The sequence below is a fragment of the Streptomyces sp. NPDC001381 genome, assembly GCF_042895685.1.
Lineage (GTDB): Bacteria > Actinomycetota > Actinomycetes > Streptomycetales > Streptomycetaceae > Streptomyces.
The window spans coordinates 732,068-755,357 of sequence record NZ_JBIAWO010000001.1; the positions used below are offsets into that span (position 1 = coordinate 732,068).

Below are 23,290 nucleotides of genomic sequence, written 5' to 3' on the forward strand. Positions count from 1 at the left end.
CTGCGGCGCGCACCGGAGGCGAGGGACCTTTAGCGTTGTCACCCTGATAGGGGAATTCTCTTGAAATCCCGTCAGGTCCGGCGGGCCTTCGAGGGCGTCAGATGTGGCCGACCCCCGCGCCCGCCTCCGCGTTCTGGCCGCGCTTGGTGAGCAGGGCGACGAACACCGCGACGACCGCCACTCCGGCCGCCACCAGGGACGCCAGGCTCATACCGGAGATGAACGTGTCATGGGCGACGTCCGTGATCTTCGCGGCGATCTCCGGCGGGGTCTGCGGCGTGACCGGGGGCACGCCGACCTGGACCGCCTCGGAGGCCTGGTCCAGCTGGGCGGGGGTGAGCTCCGGAAGGCCGGCCGCGGTCCAGTTGGACGGCAGGTCGCTGTCGACCTTCGAGGCCATCACGGCGCCCAGCACGGCCGTACCGAGACTGCCGCCGATCTGCATGGCCGCCTGCTGGAGACCGCCGGCCACGCCGGACAGCTCCATGGGCGCGTTGCCGACGATGACCTCGGTCGCGCCGACCATGACCGGGGCGAGGCCCAGGCCCAGCAGGGCGAACCAGAGCGACATCACGGCGCTGCCGGTGTCCGTCTCCAGCGTGGACATGCCGTACATGGCGATCGCGGTGGCCGCCATGCCGCCGGCCAGCGGCACCCGCGGGCCCAGCTTGGTGATCATCGCGCCGGCCAGCGGGGAGCCGACGATCATCATGCCGGTGAGCGGGAGGAGGTGCAGACCGGCGTCGATCGGGGTCATCCCGTGCACGTTCTGCAGATAGAACGTCACGAAGAACAGGCCGCCCATGAAGGCGATGGCCATCAGGACCATCAGGACCACACCCGCCGACAGCGGGACCGAGCGGAACAGCGCCAGCGGGATCAGCGGCTCCTTGACCCGCGTCTCCCAGAAGGCGAACGCGCCGAAGAGCACGACGGAGACGACGACGAACGCCCAGGTCTTCGCATCGCCCCAGCCCCAGGTCGGGGCCTTGATCAGGGCCCAGACCAGGCAGAACATCGCGGCCGAGAGGAACGCGATGCCCAGCAGGTCGAAGGAGCGGGGCGCGTTCCGCGCACGGTGGTCGAGCAGGATCAGCGTGCCGAGGACCAGGGCGAGGACGCCGACCGGCACGTTGATGAAGAACACCGACTGCCAGTTGACGTGCTCGACGAGGACACCGCCGAGGATCGGGCCGCCCGCGGTGGAGGCGCCGATGACCATGCCCCAGATGCCGATGGCCATGTTGAGCTTCTCGGCCGGGAACGTCGCGCGCAGCAGGCCGAGCGCGGCCGGCATGAGCAGCGCGCCGAACAGGCCCTGGAAGACGCGGAAGGTGACGACCAGCGCGATGCTGTCGGACAGGCCGATCGCGCCGGAGGCGGCGGCGAAGCCGACGACGCCTATCAGGAAGGTCTGGCGGTGGCCGAAGCGGTCGCCGAGCTTGCCCGCGGTGATCAGGGAGACCGCGAGGGCGAGGAAGTAGCCGTTGGTGATCCACTGCACCTGGGCGAAGGTGGCGCCCAGGTCCTTCTGGATGGCCGGGTTGGCGATGGCCACGATGGTGCCGTCGAGGGCCACCATCATGACCCCGACGGCGACGGTGATGAGCGTGAACCACGGGTGGCCGCGGAGCCCCTGGGCCGGCGGCTGGTCCGACGGGACCGCTGCTGCCCTGTCCCCCGATCCCGTCGTGTCGATGGTGGTCTGACTAGTCATGCGTCGAGGCTAAGGACAGCCACTGACAATTGACAAACGAGTTCACAAGTCAGTAACTGACACCTATGGAAACACTGCGCGAACGCAAGAAGCAGCGCACCCGGGAGGCGCTGCTGCGGGCAGCCGTGGAGCTGTTCCTCTCGCGCGGCTACGAGCACACCACCGTCGACGCGATCGCCGAGGCCGTCGACGTCTCGCAGCGCACGTTCTTCCGCTACTTCGCCGGCAAGGACGAGGCCGCGCTGGGCCTGGTGGAGCTGACGGTGGACCGGTTCGTGCGGGCCGTGCGGGAGCGTCCGCCCCACGAGCCCCCGATGGAGGCGCTGCGGCAGGCCGTGCTGGACGGCTGGTACTCGATCAACGAGGTCGTCGAGAGCGTCGTCCCCGTGGAGCTGTATCTGCGGATGTACCGGGTGATCGAGTCGACGCCGGTGCTGCTCGCCGCGCATCTGCGGCGGTCGGCGGAGGCCGAGGAGAGCCTGGCGCGGGTGATCGCGCAGCGGGAGGGCCTGGACGTCGACGCCGATCCGCGCCCCCGGCTCGCGGTGGCGGTGTTCAGCGGGGTGATGCGGGTGACCGAACGGCAGTGGGTGACGCGGGAGGAGTTCAGCCTGGAGGGCATCCACGCGCTGACGGCCCAGTATCTCGATCAGGTGGGGCCCGCTCTGCTGGGGAGCTGGCGCGAGGCCTGAAGGCCTTTATGACCACCGACACGCCCATCCAAACGTGATCCCAGTCACTTCATTAACCTGAGACCCTCCCGTTCTCCTAGTGTGTCCTCCCAGTGACTTCCTTCGACACCTCCCCGCAACTGAGCGCCTGGCGCGCGCTGCTCGCCCTGGCCGTGGTGTTCGTGATGCTGGCGACCACCGGCTGGACCGCCGTACGCCATCACCAGGGGACCACCGCCCTCAAGGCCTCGCGCACCGCCTGGGAGCACGGCCGGATCGGCGGCCGCGAGCTCCCGGAGCCCGACACGGCTCCCGGCCGGCTCGCCCGCTTCTTCGCCTCGCTGAGCGCCGCCCAGCGTACCGAGCTCGTGCACGAGTACGCGCTCGCCGTGGGCAACATGAACGGCGCCCCGGTCGAGCTGCGCTACCGCGCCAACCGGATCGCGCTGCGCCAGCAGGCGCGGATCGAGCGCAAACGGGTGCGCGACAACAGGCTCTCCCCCGCCGGGCAGCAGGAGGCGGGGCGGCGCATGCACCGCTACGAGGCGATGAGCGTCGCCGGCCGGCAGATCCTCGCCTTCGACCCGGAGGGCTCGGGCCGGGCCGCCGAGGTCTTCGGCGACCTGGACCAGGCCGAGCGGATCTCCGTCGTCGTCCCCGGCGTCGACACCGACCTGCTCACCTTCCAGCGCACCCGGCGCAAGTACTCGGCGCCGGTCGGCATGGCCCAGGCGCTGTACGCGGCGGAGCGCGAGGCGAGCCCCTCGACCCGCACGGCCGTGATCGCCTGGGCCGACTACACCTCCCCCGACGGCCTCGGCATCGACTCGGCGACCGCGATGCGCGCCGAGAACGGCGCCGTACGTCTCAACGCCCTGCTGCGCACCCTGCCCGGCGGCGCGCCGGTCTCGATGTTCTGCCACAGCTACGGCTCCGTGCTGTGCGGTGTCGCCGCGCACACGATGCCGCAGCGGGTGACCGACATAGCGGTGGCCGGCAGCCCCGGCATGCGGGTGGAGAAGGCGGCCGAACTGGGCACCGACGCCCAGGTGTGGGCGATGCGGGACGCCGACGACTGGGTGCAGGACGTACCGCACCTGGAGGTCGGCGGGCTGGGGCACGGCGAGGATCCGATGGCCCGGGCGTTCGGGGCACGGGTGCTGTCCTCCCGCGACGCGGAGGGCCACGGCGGCTACTTCGTGCCCGGCACCGACAGCCTGCGCAACCTCGCCGGCATCGGCACTGGCGCGTACCGTTCGGTGGAGTGCGCCGACGATGCCGGCGCCTGCCGGGAGGGTTTGTCCGACACGACCACGGCCGGACGCGCGTAGAGACGCAGGAATTGCGGCGCGCGTGAGGAGGGGACGAAGATGCGTGTCCCGCATACGATGAGCCGCATGGGTGACGTACTGGCCGGATTTCATGCCGCCTGGGAGTTCGAGTCCGACTCCGTCCTCATCCGCTACGAACGGGGGATGCGCACACCCAAGCTGCTGTCGGCGCTGGGTGAACGGAGAGTTCCGCTGACCGCTCTGTCCGGGGTGACCCTCACGCCCGGCAGACGCGGGACGGTCGTGCTGCGCGCCGAGCCGCGGCCGGGGGCCGATCCGCTGATGGAGGCGGCGGCGGGACAGCTGAAGGAAGGGTGCGACCCGTACCGGCTGGTGCTGCCGGCCGAACGGGAGGTGCTCGCCGAGTACTACGCCGAGGAGCTGCGGTCCCGGCTGGCCGGCTCCGGCGCCGGTCCGGCGGAACGGTTCCTCGTGCCGGCTCCCAAGGCTCCGCTGTCCTTCAAGGCGTACGACGGGAAGGCGTCCTTCGACGGCCGCACCGTGCGCTTCCGGTGGTTCTGGACGGGTGCCTCGTCGGCGAAGTGGAAAGCCGGCGACCAGAGTTTCGCCGTCTCCGAACTGAGCGGCGTGGAGTGGCGGTCGCCGGAGGTGTTCGAAGGACACCTCCGGCTGTTGCGCGGGGACGACGCCCCCGCGCAGGCCGACCAGGACCCGGGGACCGTGGTGTTCGGGCTGGGCTACGGGCCGGTGCACGAATCACTGCCGTTCGCCGCCGCCGTACTGGCCTCGGTGCGGGCGCGGGGGACGGCGGCCGCCGTCCCCGCGTCCGCGCCCCGCCGCGATCCCGCGGACATCGCCGAACGGATCCGTCACCTCGGGGAACTGCACGAGGCCGGGCTGGTCACCGACGAGGAGTTCTCCGTGAAGAAGGCGGAGCTGCTGGCGGAGCTGTGACTACTCCCGCCCGGCGGAGGTGAACGTCATGTCCGCGTAGCGGTCGCCCGCCACCTTCGCCGCTATCGGTTCCAGCAGGGCCAGTTCCTCGTCCGTCAGACGCAGCGCGGTCGCCCTCGCGTTCTCCTCCACCCTGCCCGGCTTGCGCGTGCCCGGGATCGGGATCACCGGCAGGCCGTGGACCTCGGACTGCCGGTGGACCCAGGCGAGGGCGATCTGGCCGGGCGAGGCGTCGTGGGCCTCGGCCACGCTGCGCACGGGCTCCAGGAGCGCCGCGTTGGCCGCCGCGTTCTCGCCGGTGAAGCGGGGCTGCGTACGGCGGAAGTCGTCGGCCGTGAGGTCCTGGGCGGCGTCGGCGAAGGAGCCGGTGAGGAAGCCGCGGCCGAGCGGGGAGTACGGGACGAGGGCCACGCCCAGTTCGCGGGCCGCCGGGACGACCTGCGCCTCGATGTCGCGGCTGAACAGCGACCATTCCGACTGCACGGCGGCGATGGGGTGCACGGCCTGCGCCGCCCGCAGTTCGGCGGCCGTCACCTCGCTCAGGCCCAGGTGCTTGACCTTGCCCTGGCGCACCAGCTCGGCCATCACGCCGACGGTCTCCTCGATCGGCACGGCCGGGTCGCGCCGGTGCATGTAGTAGAGGTCGACGGCATCGACGTCCAGCCGCCGCAGGCTCGCCTCGACGGCCTCACGGATGTACGGCGCGTCGTTGCGGATGATCCGCCGGGTCGGGTCTTCCCGCGGGATCGACAGGGCGAACTTGGTGGCGATGACGACCTCGTCGCGGTGGGCCTTGAAGAACGGCGAGAGGAACCGCTCGTTCTCGCCGGCGCCGTACGCGTCCGCGGTGTCGTAGAGGGTGATGCCGAGTTCCAGGGCGCGCTCCAGGGTGGCCCGGGACTCCTTCTCGTCCGAGGGGCCGTACGCGAAGCTCATGCCCATGCAGCCGAGGCCCTGGACGCCGACCTCGGGGCCGCCGTCACCGAGTCGTGCGGCCGGGATCCTGCTGTCGGTCATCGGGGGGTCCTCTCGGCTTCGTACGCCTGGACGCGCGAGGCGTCCGCATAGAACATGATCTTGCGGTCGAGCACGGCGAGCGTGTCCTGGAGTTCGGCGATCCGGGCCCGGACGTCCCGGCGGGTCGCCTCCAGCAGCTCGCAGCGCTCGCCGTACGTGCTGTCGCCCTCGCGCACCAGCTCGGCGTACCGCACCATGTCGGCGACCGGCATACCGGTCAGCCGCAGCTTGCCGACGAGGTCGAGCCAGTCCAGGTCGCGGTTGCTGTAGCGGCGCTGGCCGGTGTGCGAGCGGTCGATGTGGGACATCAGCCCGATCCGCTCGTACCAGCGCAGGGTGTGGGCCGTCAGGCCGGTGAACGCGACGACCTCGCTGATCGTGTAGCTGTCCTGCCCGTCGGGGCGGGGATGCCGCGGTGGTGGCGCGGAGCAGACGTCTGCGGGGCTGGGGGCTTGCTCGGTGGTCACGGGCGTGGTCTGCAACACCGTCATGGACCCCACGCTATGACCTTGGAGCGCACTCCAAGCAAGCGGAATCGGTAAGAATTCGGGGGACGCGGCCTGATCACGACGGTTAGCGTGCGGGGCCATGACCCTTGTGCGCCGGGCGCTGCCCGAGGACGCCGCCGAGGTACTGCGGCTGCGTCAGGTGATGATCGACTCCCTGGCCGGCACCTCCGCCGGGCCGACCGGCTGGCAGACCGAGTCCCTGCCCGGACTGCGGGCCCGGCTCGCCGAGCCCGACGGTGGTTTCGGCGCGTTCGTCGTGGACCATCCGGAGCGGGCGGGGGCGCTGGCCGCGCTGGTGGTGGGGACGGTGGAGTACCGGATCGGACGGGCCGGCAACCCGCACGGCACCCTCGGGTACGTCTTCAGCGTGGCGACCGACCCGGACGCCCGCCGCCGCGGGTACGCGCGCGCCTGCATGGACGCGCTGCTGGAGTGGTTCCGGGCGCGGGGGGTCCGACAGGTGCAGCTCACCGCGTCCGCCGAGGCCGAGCCGCTGTACGCGTCCCTGGGCTTCAGGCCCAAGCCCGACCCCTTGCTGGAGCTGCTTCTGTGAGGGACATAGGCTCGTCGGCATGTCGCTGAAGAGCCTCGCGCTGATCGAGAACTGGCCGGTTCCCTCCGCCGCGGCGGGTGTCGTACGGGCCGACGGCACGGTCCTGGGCACCCACGGGCCCGCCGACCGGCGCTTCCCGCTGGCCTCGGTCACCAAGCCGCTCGCCGCGTACGCCGCGCTGGTCGCGTACGAGGAAGGGGCGGTGGAGCTGGACGAGCCCGCCGGACCGGCCGGGGCGACCGTCCGCCACCTCCTCGCGCACACCTCGGGGCTGGCCTTCGACGAGCACCGGGTGACGGCTCCCCCCGGGGATCGGCGGCTGTACTCCAACGCCGGGTTCGAACAGCTCGGGGACCACATCGCCAAGGCGACGGACATCCCGTTCGCGGAGTATCTGCGGCAGGCCGTGCTGGAGCCGCTGGGCATGACCGCCACCTCGCTGGAGGGCTCCCCGGCGAAGGACGGGGTGTCGACGGTCGAGGACCTGCTGCGGTTCGCGGCGGAGGTGCAGGCGCCGCGGCTGCTGGACCCGCGCACGGTGGCGGAGGCGATGACCGTCCAGTACCCGGGCACCAAGGGCGTCCTGCCGGGCTACGGCCACCAGAACCCGAACGACTGGGGGCTCGGCTTCGAGATCCGCGACGCCAAGTCCCCCCACTGGACCGGTTCCTCGTCCTCCCCGCGCACCTTCGGCCACTTCGGGCAGTCCGGTACGTTCCTGTGGATCGACCCGGACGCGGGGCTGGCCGCCGTCGCGCTCACGGACCGGGCGTTCGGGCCGTGGGCCGTCGAGGCGTGGCCGGCCTTCACGGACGCGGTGCTCGCCGAACTCCGGTAGCCGGGCGCCGTCCCGGGACACACGCCCACGGGCCCTACGGCTTGCCCATCTCCCACACCAGCAGCTCGGCCGCGCTCACGCCGACCGCCTCCAGGCCCTCGGTGTCCGTCAGGCGTGCCGCGTCTCCCGGTCCCAGTGCGGCGCCGTCGAGCCGTACTTCGCCGCGTACGACGTGCACGTACACGTACGCCGCGTCCGGCACCGCCGTCCGCTCCCCCGCCGCCAGTCGCCGGACGTGGAGCAGCGCGGCCGCCTCCGGTACGGCGTACGGGGTGGAGTCGGCGATGCCGTGCACGATCTCGTAGGACGGGTCGCCGCCGGGGTCCAGGGGAGCGAGCCACATCTGGACGAAGGTGAGGGGGTCCGGGCCGTCGTTGCGTTCGACGTGGCGGACGCCGGCGGCCGAGCTGAGACGCTGGACGTCCCCGGGGCGGACCGTCGTCCCGTGGCCGGTGGAGTCGCGGTGGGTGAGTTCGCCCTCGACCACCCAGGTCACGATCTCCGTGTGGCTGTGGGGGTGCTCGTCGAAGCCGGCACCGGGGGCGAGGCGTTCCTCGTTGCAGGCGATCAGCGCGCCGAAGCGCAGGTTGTCCGGGTCGTAGTGGGGTCCGAAGGAGAAGGCGTGCCGGGTCTCGATGCCGGCCGCCGGGTCCCCGCCGGGGTAGCGCTCGTCGGCGCGGCGTACGTCCATCACGCCCCCCACGGTAGACCTGCCGCCGGCCGTGCGAACCCCTCACCTGCGACCCGGCGGCACACGCCGCCGTCCGGATAAGGCAGTCTTGTCCACGTGCCCGAACCCGAAGCCACCCACCCCGACGCCGCAGCGCACGCCGCCCACCCGCACCCCGCGACCCTGAAGCGGCTGGTGAAGTCCTCCGGGAGTCTCGCCGCCCAGGCCATCGCGCGCATGGACGAGACGCTGCCGTGGTACCGGGCGATGCCGCCGGAGAACCGTTCCTGGATCGGGCTGGTCGCCCAGGCGGGCATCGCCGCCTTCACGGAGTGGTTCCGGCACCCGGACGCCCCGCAGGCCATCTCCACCGACGTCTTCGGGACCGCGCCGCGCGAGCTGACCCGGGCGATCACCCTGCGGCAGACCGTCGAGATGGTGCGCACCACGATCGAGGTCATGGAGTCCGCGATCGACGAGGTCGCGGCCCCCGGTGACGAGAGCGTGCTGCGCGAGGCGCTGCTCGTGTACGCCCGGGAGATCGCCTTCGCCACCGCCCAGGTGTACGCCCAGGCGGCCGAGGCACGCGGTGCCTGGGACGCCCGGCTGGAGTCGCTCGTCGTGAACGCGGTGCTGAGCGGGGAGGCGGACGAGGGGGCGGTCAGCCGGGCCGCCGCGCTCGGCTGGAACGCGCCGGAACATGTGTGCGTCGTGCTGGGGACCGCCCCGGACGGGGACTCGGAGCTGACCGTCGAGGCCATCCGGCGGGCCTCCCGGCACGCCAAGCTCCAGGTGCTGACCGGGGTGCTCGGGTCCCGGCTCGTCGTCATCGCGGGCGGCAGCGACAATCCGCTCGCCGTCGCCCGGTCCCTGATCGGTCCTTTCGCGGCGGGTCCGGTCGTCGCCGGGCCCGTGGTGCCCGACCTGCTGGCCGCGACCCGGTCCGCGCAGGCCGCCGCGGCCGGGCTCAAAGCGTGTTCCGCCTGGCAGGACGCACCCCGCCCGGTCCTGGCGGACGATCTGCTTCCGGAACGCGCGATCGCCGGTGATCCCAGCGCGCGCGAGCAGTTGGTGGAGGAGATCTACAGACCGCTGGAAGAGGCCGGCTCCGCACTCCTGGAGACGCTCTCCGTCTATCTCGAACAGGCGAGCAGTCTGGAGGGCGCGGCCCGGATGCTGTTCGTGCATCCCAACACCGTGCGCTACCGGCTTCGACGTGTGACTGACGTCACCGGTTGGTCGCCGTCGGATGTACGCTCCGCATTCACCCTGCGGATCGCGCTCATCCTGGGGCGCCTCGTCGATGGAGATCTCCAGGCCTAGGCTTTTGTCGGGGGCCCACAAAACCCCCTGCCGTTCTTCGTCCCTGTCCCCACGGGCGGCTTGGGCCGTCCACAAGAGAGAGTGTGAGAGTGCTCGTACTCGTCGCTCCCGGCCAGGGCGCCCAGACGCCCGGCTTCCTGACCCCCTGGCTCGACCTCCCCGGTGTCGAGGACCGCCTGCGTGCCCTGTCGGCGGCCATCGACCTCGACCTGGTGCACTACGGCACGAACGCCGACGCGGACGAGATCCGTGACACCGCGATCGCCCAGCCGCTGCTCGTGGCGGCCGGGCTCGTCTCCGCCGCGGCACTGGGTGCCTACCCGGGGGCCGCCGACGCGGCGGTCACGCCCGGCGCCGTCGCCGGCCACAGCGTCGGCGAGATCACCGCCGCCGCCTTCGCGGGCGTCCTCGACGACACCGCCGCCCTGACCCTCGTACGCAAGCGGGGCCTGGCCATGGCCGACGCCGCGGCGATCACCGAGACCGGGATGTCGGCGCTGCTCGGCGGCGACCCCGAGGTGTCCGTCGCGCACCTGGAGAAGCTGGGCCTGACCCCGGCGAACATCAACGGCGCGGGCCAGATCGTCGCCGCGGGCACGCTGGAGCAGCTCGCCGCGCTGAACGAGGACAAGCCCGAGGGCGTCCGCAAGGTCGTCCCGCTGAAGGTCGCCGGCGCCTTCCACACGCACCACATGGCCCCGGCCGTCGAGACCCTCGCCAAGGCCGCCGCGGACCTTTCCCCGGCCGACCCGAAGACCGTCTACGTCTCCAACAAGGACGGGCGGACCGTCGCCACCGGCGCCGAGGTGCTCGAGCGGCTGGTCGGCCAGGTCGCCAACCCCGTCCGCTGGGACCTGTGCATGGAGACCTTCAAGGAACTCGGCGTGACCGCCCTCGTCGAGGTGTGCCCCGGCGGCACCCTGACGGGCCTGGCCAAGCGCGCCCTGCCCGGTGTGAGGACGCTCGCGCTGAAGACCCCCGACGACCTCGACGCCGCCCGCGAGCTCATCGCCGAGGCGTCGACATCTGCCGCTGACGCGGCGGGTGCCTGACAAGGAGCCCTGATGGCGAAGATCAAGCCCAGCAAGGGCCACCCGTACGCGCGCATCCTCGGCGTCGGCGGCTACCGGCCCACCCGGGTGGTCCCCAACGAGGTCATCCTGGAGACGATCGACTCCTCCGACGAGTGGATCCGCTCCCGCTCCGGCATCGAGACCCGGCACTGGGCGAACGACGAGGAGACCGTCGCCGCCATGTCGGTCGAGGCGGCCGGCAAGGCGATCGCCGACGCCGGGATCACCTCCGAGCAGATCGGCGCCGTGGTCGTCTCGACCGTCTCGCACTTCAAGCAGACCCCGGCCGTGGCCACCGAGATCGCCGACAAGCTCGGCACGGACAAGGCCGCCGCGTTCGACATCTCGGCGGGCTGCGCGGGCTTCGGCTACGGCCTGACACTCGCCAAGGGCATGATCGTCGAGGGCAGCGCCGAGTACGTGCTCGTCATCGGCGTGGAGCGGCTGAGCGACCTGACCGACCTGGAGGACCGCGCCACGGCCTTCCTGTTCGGCGACGGTGCCGGCGCGGTCGTCGTCGGTCCCTCCACCGAGCCGGCGATCGGGCCGACGGTGTGGGGCTCCGAGGGCGACAAGTCGGAGACCATCAAGCAGACCGTGCCGTGGACGGACTACCGCGACGGCGAGGTCGAGCGCTTTCCCGCGATCACGCAGGAGGGCCAGGCGGTCTTCCGCTGGGCGGTGTTCGAGATGGCGAAGGTCGCCAAGGAGGCGCTGGACGCCGCCGGGATCACCGCCGACGAACTGGACGTCTTCATCCCGCACCAGGCCAACGAGCGGATCATCGACTCGATGGTGAAGACCCTCAAACTGCCGCAGTCCGTCAAGGTCGCCCGTGACGTACGCACCACCGGCAACACCTCGGCCGCCTCGATCCCGCTCGCGATGGAGCGGCTCCTGGCGACCGGCGAGGCGAAGAGCGGCGACACCGCGCTCGTCATCGGTTTCGGGGCGGGTCTCGTCTACGCCGCCACTGTCGTTACCCTCCCCTAGGCACTCCGTGCCGGATCATGCGGTCCGGCGCGGGAAAGCACCACCGCCACACCCTCTGGAACACAACGAAGGAGCGCCACCATGGCCGCCACTCAGGAAGAGATCGTCGCCGGTCTCGCCGACATCGTGAACGAGATCGCCGGCATCCCGGTTGAGGACGTCCAGCTGGACAAGTCCTTCACCGACGACCTGGACGTCGACTCGCTGTCCATGGTCGAGGTCGTCGTCGCCGCCGAAGAGCGCTTCGACGTCAAGATCCCGGACGAGGACGTCAAGAACCTCAAGACGGTCGGCGACGCGACCGACTACATCCTCAAGCACCAGGGCTGATCGACCGATCCTCTGGGCTGAACTGCCCCGCCACCCGGCGGTGGCGCCGCTGAATCCCGATCCGTTGGAGAAAGAATCCGTGAGCCCGACCAATCGCACCGTGGTCGTCACCGGTATCGGCGCAACCACACCGCTGGGTGGCGACGCAGCCTCTACCTGGGAGGGCCTCGTCGCCGGCAAGTCCGGCGTCAAGGTCCTGGAGCAGGAGTGGGCGGCCGAGCAGGCCGTCCGTATCGCGGCCCCGGTCGCCGTGGAGCCCACCGAGGTCATCCCGCGGCCGCAGGCCCGCAAGCTGGACCGCTCGGCGCAGTTCGCGCTGATCGCGGCCCAGGAAGCCTGGAAGGACGCCGGCTTCGAGGCCAAGGCCGGTGAGGACGCCTCCGTCGACCCCGACCGTCTCGGCGCCGTCATCGCCTCCGGCATCGGCGGTGTCACCACCCTCCTCGACCAGTACGACGTGCTGAAGGAGAAGGGCGTCCGCCGGGTCTCCCCGCACACCGTGCCGATGCTGATGCCCAACAGCCCGTCCGCCAACGTGGGTCTGCTCGTGGGCGCCCGCGCGGGCGTGCACACCCCGGTCTCCGCCTGCGCGTCGGGCGCCGAGGCCATCGGCTACGCCATCGAGATGATCCGTACGGGCCGCGCCGACGTCGTCGTCGCCGGCGGTACGGAGGCGGCGATCCACCCGCTGCCCATCGCCGCGTTCGGCAACATGATGGCGATGTCCAAGAACAACGAGGACCCGCAGGGTGCCTCGCGTCCCTACGACGTCGCCCGCGACGGCTTCGTCATGGGCGAGGGCGCCGGTGTGATCGTCCTGGAGTCCGCCGAGCACGCGGCCGGACGCGGGGCCCGCGTCTACGCCGAGGCCGTCGGGCAGGGCATCTCCGCCGACAGCCACGACATCGTGCAGCCGGAGCCCGAGGGCCGCGGCATCTCGCACGCCCTGCAGAACCTGCTGGACCGCACCGACCTGGACCCGGCGGAGATCGTGCACGTCAACGCGCACGCCACCTCCACGCCGGCCGGTGACATCGCCGAACTGAAGGCGCTGCGCAAGGTCTTCGGCGACGACGCCGACCACATGGCGGTCTCGGCGACCAAGTCGATGACCGGTCACCTGCTGGGCGGCGCGGGCGGTGTCGAGTCCGTCGCGACGATCCTCGCGCTGTACCACCGGGTGGCGCCGCCGACCATCAACGTCGAGAACCTCGACCCCGAGGCCGAGGCGAACGCGGACATCGTCCGCGGCGAGGCCCGCAAGCTGCCCGTGGAGGGCCGTATCGCCGCGCTGAACGACTCGTTCGGCTTCGGCGGCCACAACGTGGTGCTGGCGTTCCGCACGATCTGACGTCCGCCGTGAACGGCGCCGGCCCGGACCCTCGGTGAGGGTCCGGGCCGGCGCCGTTTCCGTGGCCGGTCGGCTCAGACCACCTGGTGCAGCCAGCGCACCGGGGCTCCCTCGCCGGCGTACCGGAAGGGCTCCAGTTCGTCGTCCCAGGGCTTGCCGAGGAGCTTGGCGATCTCCGCCTCCAGGTCGGTCTCCTCGCGCTGCGAGCGGGTCAGGGCGGCGCGCAGACGGTCCTCGGGGATGAGGATGTCGCCGTGGATGCCGGTGACGGCGTGGAAGATGCCGAGGTCGGGGGTGCAGCTGTAGCGCTCGCCCTCGGCGGTGGCGCAGGGTTCGGCGGTCACCTCGAAGCGGAGCAGGTGCCAGCCACGCAGGGCCGAGGCCAGCTTGGAGGCGGTGCCGGCCTCGCCCTTCCAGGAGAACTCCGAGCGCCAGGTGCCGGGCGCGGCGGGCTGCCGGATCCAGTCGAGGTTGACGCGCGTGCCGAGCACCCCGGCGACGGCCCACTCGACGTGCGGGCACAGCGCGCGCGGCGCGGAGTGCACGTACAGAACTCCACGTGTCGTCACCGGGACCTCCGGGCAGAGCGGGACAGTCTTGCAGGCGGGCAGGGCGGCGGTGTCGGGGCAGCCGCGTTGATGGCGAGGCTACCGTGCGGCGGCGCAAGGAGTGTGACGTACCGTCGGTCCCGGCGCCGTGAACGTCCGCCTTTCACTCGGCAGGACGCCTGGACGGGTGGGAAGCGTTCCCTCTTGTGGGTCCTGTCCGGTCGTCGTCCGGACGGGTGGCGGGGGCGGCCGGGAACTCCTGTGCGTTGTCATGGGTGGGGCCGTCCGTCCGAGGAGCGAGGGGATCACCAGGGGATGCGGAAGCGAAACCGGCGGGTGCGGGCGGTGCTCGCCGTCACGAGCGCGGCCGTCCTGGGCCTGGCCGGCTGCGACGCGCTGGGCGGGGATGACGACCCGGGGACCTCGGGCGCGGGAGCGCGGCGGGCGAAGGCCTCCCAGGCACCGCTGTGGGACACGAGCCCGGCGTCGATAGCGGCGGTGGGCGACTCCATCACCCGCGGCTTCGACGCCTGCACGGTCCTGCAGGACTGCCCCGCGGCGTCCTGGGCGACCGGCGCCAGCGCCGAGGTGAACAGCCTCGCCGTACGGCTGCTGGGCGCGTCGAAGGCCGCCACGCACAGCTGGAACTACGCCGTGACCGGCTCCCGGATGGCGGATCTGGCGGGCCAGATGACGCAGGCCGCGGCGGAGAAACCGCAGCTCGTGACGGTGATGGCGGGGGCGAACGACGCCTGCCGGGAGTCGCCGTCGGCGATGACCTCGGTGGCCGCCTTCCGCAGCGGGTTCGAGGACGCGATGGGCACGCTGCGCCGGTCGCTGCCGAAGGCGCAGGTGTATGTGGCGAGCGTGCCCAACCTGAAGCGGCTGTGGTCGCAGGGCCGGACGAACGCGCTGGGCAAGCAGATCTGGAAGCTGGGCATCTGTCCTTCGATGCTGGGCGACGCGGACGCGCTGGACGCCGCGGCGACCGCGCGGCGGGACACCGTGCAGCAGCGGGTGGAGGACTACAACAGGGTGCTGAAGGAGGTCTGCGCGAAGGACGCGCGGTGCCGGTTCGACGGCGGCGCGGTGTACGACTTCCGCTTCGGAACCGATCAGTTGAGTCACTGGGACTGGTTCCATCCGAGCGTGGACGGACAGGCTCGGCTCGCGGAGATCGCGTACCGGAGAGTCACCGGACCGGTCTCGTGACTTAGGGTTTCGCTCATGAGTGAACACTTCGGAACACTTTCCGACGGCACCCCCGTGCACCGCTGGACCCTGGAGCGGTCGGGCACCCGGGTGCGGGTGCTGTCCTACGGCGGGATCGTGCAGTCGGTGGAGGTCCCGGACCGGGACGGGCGGACGGCGGACGTGGTGCTGGGGTTCGCCGGCCTGGACGGCTACCTCACGCATCCGGAGCCGTTCCTCGGCGCTCTGATCGGCCGTTACGCGAACCGGATCGCGCACGCCCGCTTCCCGCTGGACGGGGTGACGTACGCGCTGGAGCCCACCGACGCGCCCCACTCCCTGCACGGCGGGTCACGCGGCTTCGACAAGCGGGTGTGGGACGTGGAGCCGGTCGAGCACGGCCTGCGGCTGAGCCGGGTCAGCCCGCACGGCGAGGAGGGCTTCCCGGGCCGGCTGGAGGTCACGGCGACGTACACGCTGGACGCGTCGGGCGCGCTGCGGTTCGGGTACGAGGCGGTCACGGACGCGCCGACGGTGGTGAACCTGACCAACCACAGCTACTTCAACCTGGGCGGCCGGGACGGCGGGGACGCCCGGGGCCACGAACTGCGCCTGGCCGCCTCGCGGTACACCCCGGTCGACGCCGGTCTGATTCCGACCGGTGAACTCGCCGAGGTGGCGGGGACCCGTTTCGACTTCCGCACGGCCCGCAAGACCGGCTCGGGGTACGACCACAACTTCGTGCTCGACAAGGGCGTCACCGCCGCGCCGGAGGAGGTGGCCGAGCTGCACGATCCGGGCAGCGGGCGGGTGCTGACGGTGTCGACGACCGAGCCGGGCGTCCAGGTGTACACCGCGGACCACCTGGGCGAGCCGTTCGTGCCGTGCCAGGGCGTCGCGCTGGAGACCCAGCACTTCCCCGACTCCCCGAACCGCCCGGAGTTCCCGAGCACCGAGCTGCGGCCGGGCGGCACCTACCGGTCGGAGACGGTGTACGCCTTCTCGGTGCGGTAGGCGGCGGTGGAGGGTGTAGCCCCGGTCCAGGGGTCAGGTCCCGGACCGGGGCTGTTCACGGGGTGAGGAGTTCCCGCGTCAGACGTTAACCGTCGCGGTGATCCTGCGGTCGGCGATCGAGCGTCCGACCTGGATTTCGTACGAACCCTTCACAAAGACCCACCGGTGGGCGGCCTCGTCCCACACCTCGAAGGCGCGCCGCGGGAGGTCGACGGTGACCTCGGCGGTCTCGCCGGGGCCGGCCTCGGCGCCGGCGAAGCCGGCCAGCCAGCGGGCCGGGCGGTCGAGCTCCGGCCGTGCCGTCCGCGCCGGCGCCAGGTACACCTGCACGACCTCGCGGCCGGCGCGCCCGCCGGTGTTGCGCAGGCGCACCCTGACGGTGGCGCCGGAGATGTCGGCCGACTCGTACGTCCAGTCGGTGTAGCCGAGGCCGTGGCCGAAGGGGTACGACGGTGTCCTGCCCTCCTTCTCCCAGGCGCGGTAGCCGATGAACAGGCCCTCGGTGTAAGGGAGTTCGCCGTCCACCGGGACGACCTCGGTGACCGGGGCGTCGGCGAGGGAGCCCCAGGTGGTGGGGAGACGGCCGCCGGGCTCGTGGGCGCCGGTGAGGACGTCGGCGAGTGCCGCGCCGCCCTCCTGGCCCGGGAACCAGGTGAGCAGCACCGCGGCGACGTCCTCGCGCCAGGGCAGCTCGACCGGGGAGCCGGAGTTGACGACCACGACGGTGTTCGGGTTGGCGGCGGCGACGGCGCGGACGAGGTCGTCCTGGCGGCCGGGGAGGGTGAGGTCCTTGCGGTCGAAGCCCTCGGACTCGACGCGGTCCGTGGTGGCGACCACGACCACCGCCGTGCCGGCGGCGCGGGCGGCCTCGACGGCCTCGGCGATCAGTTCGTCCTCGTCGCGCCGCGGCTCCTGGTGGGCGAGGGCGAAGGCGACGACCTTGAAGGGGATGTCCTCGGGGAGCGCGAAGACGTAGGTGAGGGAGACCTCCACCGGGGTGCCGGCGGTCAGTTCCACCTGGGCGCGGGGCACGGGGGCGCCGAAGAACGCCTCGAAGGGGTCGCTGTCGTCGGCGGGCAGCTGGGGGCCGTCGAAGTACGTCGTCCCGTCGACGGTGAGGGTGAAGGCGCCGGTGCCCTTGATGCCGAAGGAGTGCGGGCCGCTCTCGCGCGGGGTGAAGGTGCCGGTCAGTTCCACGGTGTGCAGGGTGTCGTGGGTGACGCCCTCGGGCAGGTCCGAACCCATCCACTGGATCTGGCCGTTGGGCGCGGACCCGGTGCCGAGCAGGCGGCCGGAGGCGTCCCGGCAGACGGCCCGCAGCACGAACCCCTTCTCGGCCACCGCGAGTTCGGTGGTGGGGTCGGCACCGACGGCGTAGGTGAGGGTGCCTTCGGGGAGGGCGGCGGTGAGGCCGTCCAGCGGGGAGACGACCCGGGCCGGGAAGACGGTGGCGGAGCCGCCGCCGAGGACGCGGGCGTCGCGGGCGGCGGCGCCGATGAGGGCGACGGTGCCGGGCTTCAGGGGCAGGGCGCCGCGCTCGTTGCGGACCAGGACGAAGGAGCGGCGGGCGATCTCACGGGCCAGGGCCTCGCCGTCGACGGGCGCGGGTGCCTCGGTGACGGCGGGCTCGGCGTCCGCGAGGGCGCCGACCCGGGCGGCCAGGCGCAGGACCCGGCGTACGGCCTCGTCGACCTCGGACTCCTGGAGCCGGCCGTCGCGGACCGCCCGGGCGAGGACCTCGCCGTAGACCGTCCGCGGGCCGGGCATGGCGACGTCGAGGCCGCCGCGGAGGGCGCCCACGGTGTCGCGGGCCGCCATCCAGTCGGAGACGTTGAAGCCGTCGAAGCCCCATTCCCCGCGCAGGATCTCGTTCACCAGGTGGTGGTGCTCGGTCATGGTGGTGCCGTTGACCGTGTTGTAGGCGGTCATGATGCCCCAGGGGCGGGCGTTCTCGACGATGGCCTCGAAGGGGGCGAGGTACAGCTCGCGCAGGGCGCGTTCGCCGACCAGGTTGTTCACGGTGAAGCGGTCGGTCTCGGCGTCGTTGGCGACGAAGTGCTTGACGGTGGTGCCGACACCGCCCTCCTGTACGCCGGCCACGTACCCGCTGCCGATGCGGCCGGTGAGGTACGGGTCCTCGCTGTAGGCCTCGAAGTGGCGGCCGCCGAGCGGGGACCGGTGGAGGTTGACGGTGGGGGCGAGGAGGACGTGGACGCCCTTGCGGCGGGCCTCCTGGGCGAGCAGGGTGCCCGCGCGGTGGGCGAGTCCGGGGTCCCAGGTGGCGGCGAGGGCGGTCGGGGAGGGCAGGGCGACGGACGGGTCGTCGGCGGTCCAGCGCACGCCCCGGACGCCGACGGGGCCGTCGGACATGACGAGGGGCGCCAGGCCGATCTCGGGCAGCCCGGGCAGCGACCACATGTCCCGGCCGGCCAGCAGCCGGGTCTTGGCGTCCAGGTCGAGCTTGCCGAGGGCCGCTTCGACGGCCTCTTCCGTTCCCGCCATGGCGGTGCCTCCTCGTTGAGTGCCTGCGCAACGTGTCCCATCGTGCATCGGTTACCTGTAGAACGGTAGGTTTCGTTATCGCGCTGTTATTTCGACCGCGCCGGATGCCGTACCGTGACGGGCATGAGCGCCAGAACCAGGAGCGAGGAGCGGCGGGCCGAGATCGTCCGGGCGGCCCTGGAGGTGATCGCCGAGCGCGGTTACCGGGGGGCGAGCCTGGCGGCCGTGGCCGAGCGGGTCGGGCTGACCCAGCAGGGGCTGCTGCACCACTTCCCCACGAAGGAGGCGCTGCTGGTGGCCGTCCTGAAGGAACGCGACCAGTGGGACGCCGTCCCCGACACGAGCTGGCGGGTCGACCTGCTGGCCTCGCTCGTCGAGTACAACGCGATGCGGCCCGCCATCATCCAGACCTTCTCGGCGCTGCTCGGCGAGAGCGTGACGGAGGGGCATCCGGCGCGGGAGTACTTCACCGAGCGGTACACCCGGGTGCGGCAGAGCATGGCGGCGGTGCTGCGCGCCGAGTACGGCGAGCGCCTGCCGAACGGGCTCACGCCCGAGCGCACCGCCCCGCTGCTGGTGGCGGTGATGGACGGGCTGCAGTACCAGTGGCTGCTGGATCCCGAGTCGGTGGACATGCCGGGGGCGTTCCGGGACTTCCTGCGGCTGCTGGGCGAGCCGGTGGACTGAGACCGGCCAGGGGGCTCAGTGCGAGGGCGCGAGGGCCAGACTGACGCCCAGGCCGGCCAGGACCGAGCCGATGACCTTGTTGAGGACCCGCTGGCCGCGCAGCATCAGGGTGCGCATCCGGTCGTGGGAGAAGAAGACGGCGACCACCCCGAACCACAGCAGGTGCGCCACCGACATGAACAGGCCGTAGCCGACCTGCTGGGCGACGGGCGTGCCGGGGTCGACGACCTGGGAGAACGTGGAGACGACGAAGAGGGTCGTCTTCGGGTTGAGGACGTTGGTGAGGAAGCCGGTGCGCAGGGCGGCGAGCGGGGTCAGCTCCGTCCTGCCGGTCAGGTCGACCTCGACCTCCCCGCGGGTGCGGAAGGTGCGGATGCCGATGTGGACGAGGTAGGCCGCGCCGATCAGCTTGATGACGGTGAAGAGGAAGGTGGAGGACGCGATCAGCAGGCCCACGCCGAGCATCGTGTACGTGACGTGCACGAGGACGCCCGCGGCGACTCCGATGGCCGCGAGCAGTCCGGTGCGGCGGCCGTAGAGGTAGCTGTTGCGGACGATCATCGCGAAGTCGGCGCCGGGGGCGATCACGGCCAGGACGGTGATGACGGCGACGGCGAGCGTCTCGGTCATGCCGTGAGTTCCTCCTCGGGCACACCGGCCTCGTCCCGCGTCTCCTCGCCGAGCAGGTCACGGGCCATCAGGGTGGCGCCCGCGACCGCGCCCGGCATCAGGAACACCGCGACGACGGGGACGAGGAAGGCAAGCCCCAGGGGCGTGCCGAAACCCCAGACCAGGGCCTTGCGGGAGCGGAGCAGGGCGAGGCGGGCGCGCAGGTCGACGTCACGGCGCTGGAGGGCCACGGCGGTGAGTTCCTCGGTGAGGAAGAAGCCGGTGACGAAGAAGCCGATCACGGGGATCACGGTCTGCCCGACGAGCGGGACGAACCCGAGGGCGAAGAGCAGGACGCCCCACAGCAGGGCCCGGACCAGGATGCGCAGGCTGTCGCGGGCGGAGATCCACAGTTCGCGCCAGAGCGGCAGCCCGGACTCGGGGGCCGTGCCGTCGGGGGACACGTCCCGGTCGACGTGCTCGGAGAGGCTCTCGTAGAAGGGCTGGCCGATGAGGAGCGTGACGGCCGTGAAGGTCAGGACGGCCAGGAGGAGGCCCAGGGCGAACAGCACGGCCACCAGGAAGCCGCGGAAGAGCCCGAGCCAGGGGCTCGACCAGTCGTCGGCGAAGGGCGTCGCCCATGCCACGAAGTCCGTGCCCCACACGGCGAGCGCGACGAGCGCGGCCACGTAGAGCACGAGCGTGATCAGGCCGGGCAGCAGCCCGAAGCCGTACTGCTTGCCGTTCCGGGCCACCCAACGCTGGCCCTGCAGCAGGTACTGGAAGCCCACCCCGAGATCTCGCATGGCCGAACTCTATCGGTCGTGTGCACGCCGGCCGAGACGGTGCGGGCCACCGCGTCCCGCCCGGCCCCCGCCGCCCGCGGCGCCCCGGCAGGCCCGCTTCCCGCGGCTTCCGTAGGCCATCCGGGGCATCGGTGACACCAACCCCGGGCCGGTGCAGTTGAGTCGAACGGGTACACCTCGCCGTACCGATCTACGGAAGCCCCACGAGCTGCGGAGCACGGCCGGCGGCTGAGTTCGAGGAGGAACGGATGACGACGGAGATCCATGGCACCGTGGCGGACGGTTTCGAGGCGGTACGGGAGGAGTTCGCCGCGTTCGTCGCGGAGGAACAGCCGGACTACGAGGGTCAGTTGTGCGCCTATGTGCACGGGCGGCGGGTCGTCGACCTGTGGGCCGGGCCGGACGCGGACGCCGGCTCCCTGTACGGCGTCTACTCGTCCACGAAGGGTGCGGCCCATCTGGTGGTCGCGCTGCTCGTCCAGGACGGCACCCTCGAACTGGACCGCAAGGTCACCTACTACTGGCCGGAGTTCGCGGCCGAGGGCAAGGGCCAGCTGACCCTGCGCGAGCTGATCGCGCACCGGGCCGGAGTGGTCGGCACCGACACCGGCTTCTCACCCCAGGAGCTGGCCGACGACCGGCAGATCGCCGAACGCCTCGCCGACCAGCGGCCGTTCTGGCGCCCGGGCACCGCCTTCGGCTACCACGGGCTGGTGATCGGGGCGCTCACGGGCGAGGTGGTCCGGCGGGCCACGGGCCGTACGCTCCAGGAGGTGTACGAGGAGCGGGTGCGCGCCCCGTACGGGCTGGACCTCTTCCTGGGACTGCCGGCCGCGCACGAGCCGCGTTTCCGCACCGCCCTGCCGATGGCGCCGACACCCGAGCAGCAGGCGCTGCTGGACTCCCTGCCGTCCGGGCCGCACACGCTCGCCTCGATCGCCTTCAACCGGCACGCGGCCGAGCCGACCGACCTCGCGCTCCTGCCGAACGACCCGCGGATCCGGGCGAAGGGGCCGGCCTCGGTGGGCGGGGTCGCCTCGGCCCGCGGGCTGGCGGGGCTGTACGCGGCGGCGATCAGCGAGGTGGACGGGAAGGCGCCGCTGCTGAAGGAGGACACGGCGGCGGAGTTCGGGCAGTTCCACTCCGTGGGGTACGACCTGGTGGCCCGCGCCCACAAGTCGTTCGGCCTGGGTTTCCAGGCGACGGCGGACACCTGGCACCCCTTCCTCGGCGCCGGGGCGTTCGGGCACAGCGGGGCGGGCGGCTGTCAGGCCTTCGCGGATCCGCGCAGCGGGCTGGCCTACGGGTACACCCGGCGCCGGTTCGCGTTCCCGGGCGGGGCGGCGCCGGAGAACGGCCGGCTGGCGGCGGCGGTGCACGGCGCGGCGCTCGCCGCCGGGTGACGTACGGGCGAAGGCCGCACCCCACGTCCAGGGGTGCGGCCTTCGCCGTGCGCAACGAGCGGCGCCGGGCGGCGTCACGCCCGGGTGCCGCCGAGGTGCGGCCGGTGTCGCCGGCCGGTCAGAGCTTGACGATCATCTTGCCGGTGTTGTCGCCGCGCAGGACACCGAGGAACGCCTCCAGGTTGTTCTCGATGCCCTCGACGACCGTCTCGCGGTACTTCAGCTCGCCGGAGCGGATCCAGGCGCCGACCTCCTGGACGAACTGCGGCTGCAGGTCGTAGTGGTCGCCGACCAGGAAGCCCTCGATACGGCCCCGGGTCTGGATGAGCCGGGCGAGGTTGCGGGGGCCGGGAGCGGGCTCGGTGTCGTTGTAGACGGAGATCATGCCGCAGACGGCGATGCGGCCGCCCTGGTTGAGGGAGCCGATGGCGGCTTCGAGGTGGTCGCCGCCGACGTTGTCGAAGTACACGTCGACACCGTCGGGAGCGGCCTCCCGCAGCTGGGCGCTCACCGGCCCGTTCTTGTAGTTGAAGGCGGCGTCGAAGCCGTACTCCTCGACGAGGAGCTTGACCTTGTCGTCGGACCCGGCGGACCCGATGACACGGGAGGCGCCCTTGAGCTTGGCGATCTGCCCGACCTGGCTGCCGACGGCACCCGCGGCGCCGGACACGAACACGGCGTCGCCCTCCTTGAAGGCGGCGGTGCGCAGGAGGCCCGCGTAGGCGGTGAGGCCGGTCATGCCGAGGACGCCGAGGTAGGTGGAGAGGGGCGCGGCCTCGGGATCGACCTTGACGGCCTGCTTGGCGTCGAAGGTGGCGTACTCGCGCCAGCCGCCGAAGTGCAGGACGTGGTCGCCGACGGCGATGCCGTCGGCGCCGGAGGCGACGACCTCGCCGACCGCCCCGCCCTGCATGGCCTTGCCCAGCTCGAAGGGGGCGACGTACGACTTCGCCGCGCTCATCCGGCCGCGCATGTAGGGGTCGACGGAGACAAAGGCGTTGCGCACGAGCACCTCACCGGGGCCGGGCTGCCGGATCTCCGCCTCGGCCAGCTCGAAGTCCTCGGGCTTCGGCCAGCCGACGGGGCGGCTCAGCAGACGCCACTCGCGGCTGACGGAGGGGAGCGTGGGGGTGTCGGACATGAGGCTCTTCCTTAGGACGTGCTGCGGCTCTGGCGGGACTGGCGTCCCAGATGTTTCATCACCTGAAACAACCATGCGCCTAAATATTTCATGATGTC

The 23,290-nt window shown here is 72.0% G+C and carries 23 protein-coding genes; 14 read left to right on the forward strand and 9 right to left on the reverse strand.

Annotated features, from left to right (window positions below):
• Positions 1–97 precede the first annotated feature (97 nt).
• The gene (locus tag ACFY2L_RS03300) at positions 98–1,717 is read right to left on the reverse strand and encodes an MFS transporter (protein ID WP_390655555.1); all 1,620 of its coding nucleotides are present in this window, start codon (positions 1,715–1,717) and stop codon (positions 98–100) included.
• Positions 1,718–1,782: 65 nt separating this feature from the next.
• On the opposite strand from ACFY2L_RS03300, the gene ACFY2L_RS03305 reads away from it, so the two are divergent.
• The 3 genes from ACFY2L_RS03305 to ACFY2L_RS03315 all read left to right on the forward strand — a co-directional run bounded on the left by ACFY2L_RS03305 (position 1,783) and on the right by ACFY2L_RS03315 (position 4,634).
• Positions 1,783–2,409, forward strand: coding sequence for a TetR family transcriptional regulator (locus ACFY2L_RS03305; RefSeq protein ID WP_390655554.1), 627 nt, complete (start codon positions 1,783–1,785; stop codon positions 2,407–2,409).
• Positions 2,410–2,501: 92 nt separating this feature from the next.
• Positions 2,502–3,719 carry an alpha/beta hydrolase gene (locus ACFY2L_RS03310; RefSeq protein WP_390821346.1) on the forward strand — a complete coding sequence of 406 codons (1,218 nt, stop codon included), beginning with the start codon at positions 2,502–2,504 and terminating at the stop codon, positions 3,717–3,719.
• Between the two features lie 57 nt (positions 3,720–3,776).
• Positions 3,777–4,634, forward strand: a complete 858-nt coding sequence (locus tag ACFY2L_RS03315; protein ID WP_390821697.1) for a DUF4429 domain-containing protein — start codon at positions 3,777–3,779, stop codon at positions 4,632–4,634.
• On the opposite strand, the gene ACFY2L_RS03320 is transcribed toward ACFY2L_RS03315, so the two are convergent.
• Together ACFY2L_RS03320 and ACFY2L_RS03325 are read right to left on the reverse strand one after the other, a co-directional pair.
• The gene (locus tag ACFY2L_RS03320; RefSeq protein WP_390821347.1) at positions 4,635–5,651 is read right to left on the reverse strand and encodes an aldo/keto reductase; all 1,017 of its coding nucleotides are present in this window, start codon (positions 5,649–5,651) and stop codon (positions 4,635–4,637) included. It lies immediately after the preceding gene.
• Positions 5,648–6,142: a MerR family transcriptional regulator gene (locus ACFY2L_RS03325; protein WP_390655551.1), complete on the reverse strand. Its 495-nt coding sequence runs from the start codon at positions 6,140–6,142 to the stop codon at positions 5,648–5,650. Before ACFY2L_RS03325 ends, ACFY2L_RS03320 begins: the two co-directional genes overlap by 4 nt.
• A 97-nt stretch (positions 6,143–6,239) precedes the next feature.
• On the opposite strand from ACFY2L_RS03325, the gene ACFY2L_RS03330 reads away from it, so the two are divergent.
• Positions 6,240–6,713: a GNAT family N-acetyltransferase gene (locus tag ACFY2L_RS03330; RefSeq protein WP_390655550.1), complete on the forward strand. Its 474-nt coding sequence runs from the start codon at positions 6,240–6,242 to the stop codon at positions 6,711–6,713.
• Positions 6,714–6,732: 19 nt separating this feature from the next.
• On the forward strand, positions 6,733–7,551 hold the full coding sequence (locus ACFY2L_RS03335) for a serine hydrolase domain-containing protein (RefSeq protein ID WP_390821348.1): 819 nt from the start codon (positions 6,733–6,735) through the stop codon (positions 7,549–7,551).
• A gap of 34 nt (positions 7,552–7,585) precedes the next feature.
• On the opposite strand, the gene ACFY2L_RS03340 is transcribed toward ACFY2L_RS03335, so the two are convergent.
• Positions 7,586–8,242 (reverse strand): pirin family protein, encoded by a 657-nt coding sequence (locus tag ACFY2L_RS03340; RefSeq protein WP_390656178.1) that lies wholly within the window; start codon positions 8,240–8,242, stop codon positions 7,586–7,588.
• A gap of 96 nt (positions 8,243–8,338) precedes the next feature.
• On the opposite strand from ACFY2L_RS03340, the gene fasR reads away from it, so the two are divergent.
• The 5 genes from fasR to ACFY2L_RS03365 all read left to right on the forward strand — a co-directional run bounded on the left by fasR (position 8,339) and on the right by ACFY2L_RS03365 (position 13,291).
• Positions 8,339–9,544 carry a fatty acid biosynthesis transcriptional regulator FasR gene (fasR, locus tag ACFY2L_RS03345; protein ID WP_390655548.1) on the forward strand — a complete coding sequence of 402 codons (1,206 nt, stop codon included), beginning with the start codon at positions 8,339–8,341 and terminating at the stop codon, positions 9,542–9,544.
• A gap of 89 nt (positions 9,545–9,633) precedes the next feature.
• Entirely contained in the window at positions 9,634–10,596 is a 963-nt protein-coding gene (locus ACFY2L_RS03350) for an ACP S-malonyltransferase (RefSeq protein ID WP_390655547.1), read from the forward strand.
• Between the two features lie 12 nt (positions 10,597–10,608).
• On the forward strand, positions 10,609–11,610 hold the full coding sequence (locus tag ACFY2L_RS03355; RefSeq protein ID WP_390655546.1) for a ketoacyl-ACP synthase III: 1,002 nt from the start codon (positions 10,609–10,611) through the stop codon (positions 11,608–11,610).
• 81 nt (positions 11,611–11,691) lie between these two features.
• Positions 11,692–11,940: an acyl carrier protein gene (locus tag ACFY2L_RS03360; protein WP_004001566.1), complete on the forward strand. Its 249-nt coding sequence runs from the start codon at positions 11,692–11,694 to the stop codon at positions 11,938–11,940.
• 79 nt (positions 11,941–12,019) lie between these two features.
• Complete coding sequence (locus ACFY2L_RS03365) at positions 12,020–13,291, forward strand: beta-ketoacyl-[acyl-carrier-protein] synthase family protein (RefSeq protein WP_390655545.1); 1,272 nt, start codon at positions 12,020–12,022, stop codon at positions 13,289–13,291.
• Between the two features lie 74 nt (positions 13,292–13,365).
• On the opposite strand, the gene ACFY2L_RS03370 is transcribed toward ACFY2L_RS03365, so the two are convergent.
• Entirely contained in the window at positions 13,366–13,860 is a 495-nt protein-coding gene (locus ACFY2L_RS03370) for a DUF3145 domain-containing protein (RefSeq protein ID WP_390655544.1), read from the reverse strand.
• Between the two features lie 294 nt (positions 13,861–14,154).
• Between ACFY2L_RS03370 and ACFY2L_RS03375 the strand changes: the two genes are divergently transcribed.
• The gene (locus tag ACFY2L_RS03375; protein ID WP_390821349.1) at positions 14,155–15,051 is read left to right on the forward strand and encodes an SGNH/GDSL hydrolase family protein; all 897 of its coding nucleotides are present in this window, start codon (positions 14,155–14,157) and stop codon (positions 15,049–15,051) included.
• A 15-nt stretch (positions 15,052–15,066) separates the two neighbouring features.
• Positions 15,067–16,044 (forward strand): aldose epimerase family protein, encoded by a 978-nt coding sequence (locus ACFY2L_RS03380; protein WP_390655542.1) that lies wholly within the window; start codon positions 15,067–15,069, stop codon positions 16,042–16,044.
• A 78-nt stretch (positions 16,045–16,122) separates the two neighbouring features.
• Here the strand turns inward: ACFY2L_RS03380 and ACFY2L_RS03385 are convergent, their stop codons facing one another.
• Entirely contained in the window at positions 16,123–18,546 is a 2,424-nt protein-coding gene (locus tag ACFY2L_RS03385; RefSeq protein ID WP_390821350.1) for a glycoside hydrolase family 3 C-terminal domain-containing protein, read from the reverse strand.
• 123 nt (positions 18,547–18,669) lie between these two features.
• On the opposite strand from ACFY2L_RS03385, the gene ACFY2L_RS03390 reads away from it, so the two are divergent.
• Positions 18,670–19,233 (forward strand): TetR/AcrR family transcriptional regulator, encoded by a 564-nt coding sequence (locus tag ACFY2L_RS03390; protein WP_390655540.1) that lies wholly within the window; start codon positions 18,670–18,672, stop codon positions 19,231–19,233.
• Positions 19,234–19,248: 15 nt separating this feature from the next.
• Here ACFY2L_RS03390 and ACFY2L_RS03395 read toward each other — a convergent pair whose 3' ends face one another.
• Together ACFY2L_RS03395 and ACFY2L_RS03400 are read right to left on the reverse strand one after the other, a co-directional pair.
• Positions 19,249–19,863, reverse strand: coding sequence for a LysE family translocator (locus tag ACFY2L_RS03395; RefSeq protein WP_390655539.1), 615 nt, complete (start codon positions 19,861–19,863; stop codon positions 19,249–19,251).
• A complete protein-coding gene (locus tag ACFY2L_RS03400; RefSeq protein ID WP_390655538.1) occupies positions 19,860–20,648 on the reverse strand; it encodes an EI24 domain-containing protein in 789 nt (262 codons plus the stop codon). Before ACFY2L_RS03400 ends, ACFY2L_RS03395 begins: the two co-directional genes overlap by 4 nt.
• Before the next feature lie 248 nt (positions 20,649–20,896).
• Between ACFY2L_RS03400 and ACFY2L_RS03405 the strand changes: the two genes are divergently transcribed.
• Positions 20,897–22,051: a serine hydrolase domain-containing protein gene (locus ACFY2L_RS03405; protein ID WP_390821351.1), complete on the forward strand. Its 1,155-nt coding sequence runs from the start codon at positions 20,897–20,899 to the stop codon at positions 22,049–22,051.
• A gap of 118 nt (positions 22,052–22,169) precedes the next feature.
• Here ACFY2L_RS03405 and ACFY2L_RS03410 read toward each other — a convergent pair whose 3' ends face one another.
• Positions 22,170–23,192, reverse strand: coding sequence for an NADP-dependent oxidoreductase (locus ACFY2L_RS03410; protein ID WP_390821352.1), 1,023 nt, complete (start codon positions 23,190–23,192; stop codon positions 22,170–22,172).
• Positions 23,193–23,290 lie beyond the last annotated feature (98 nt).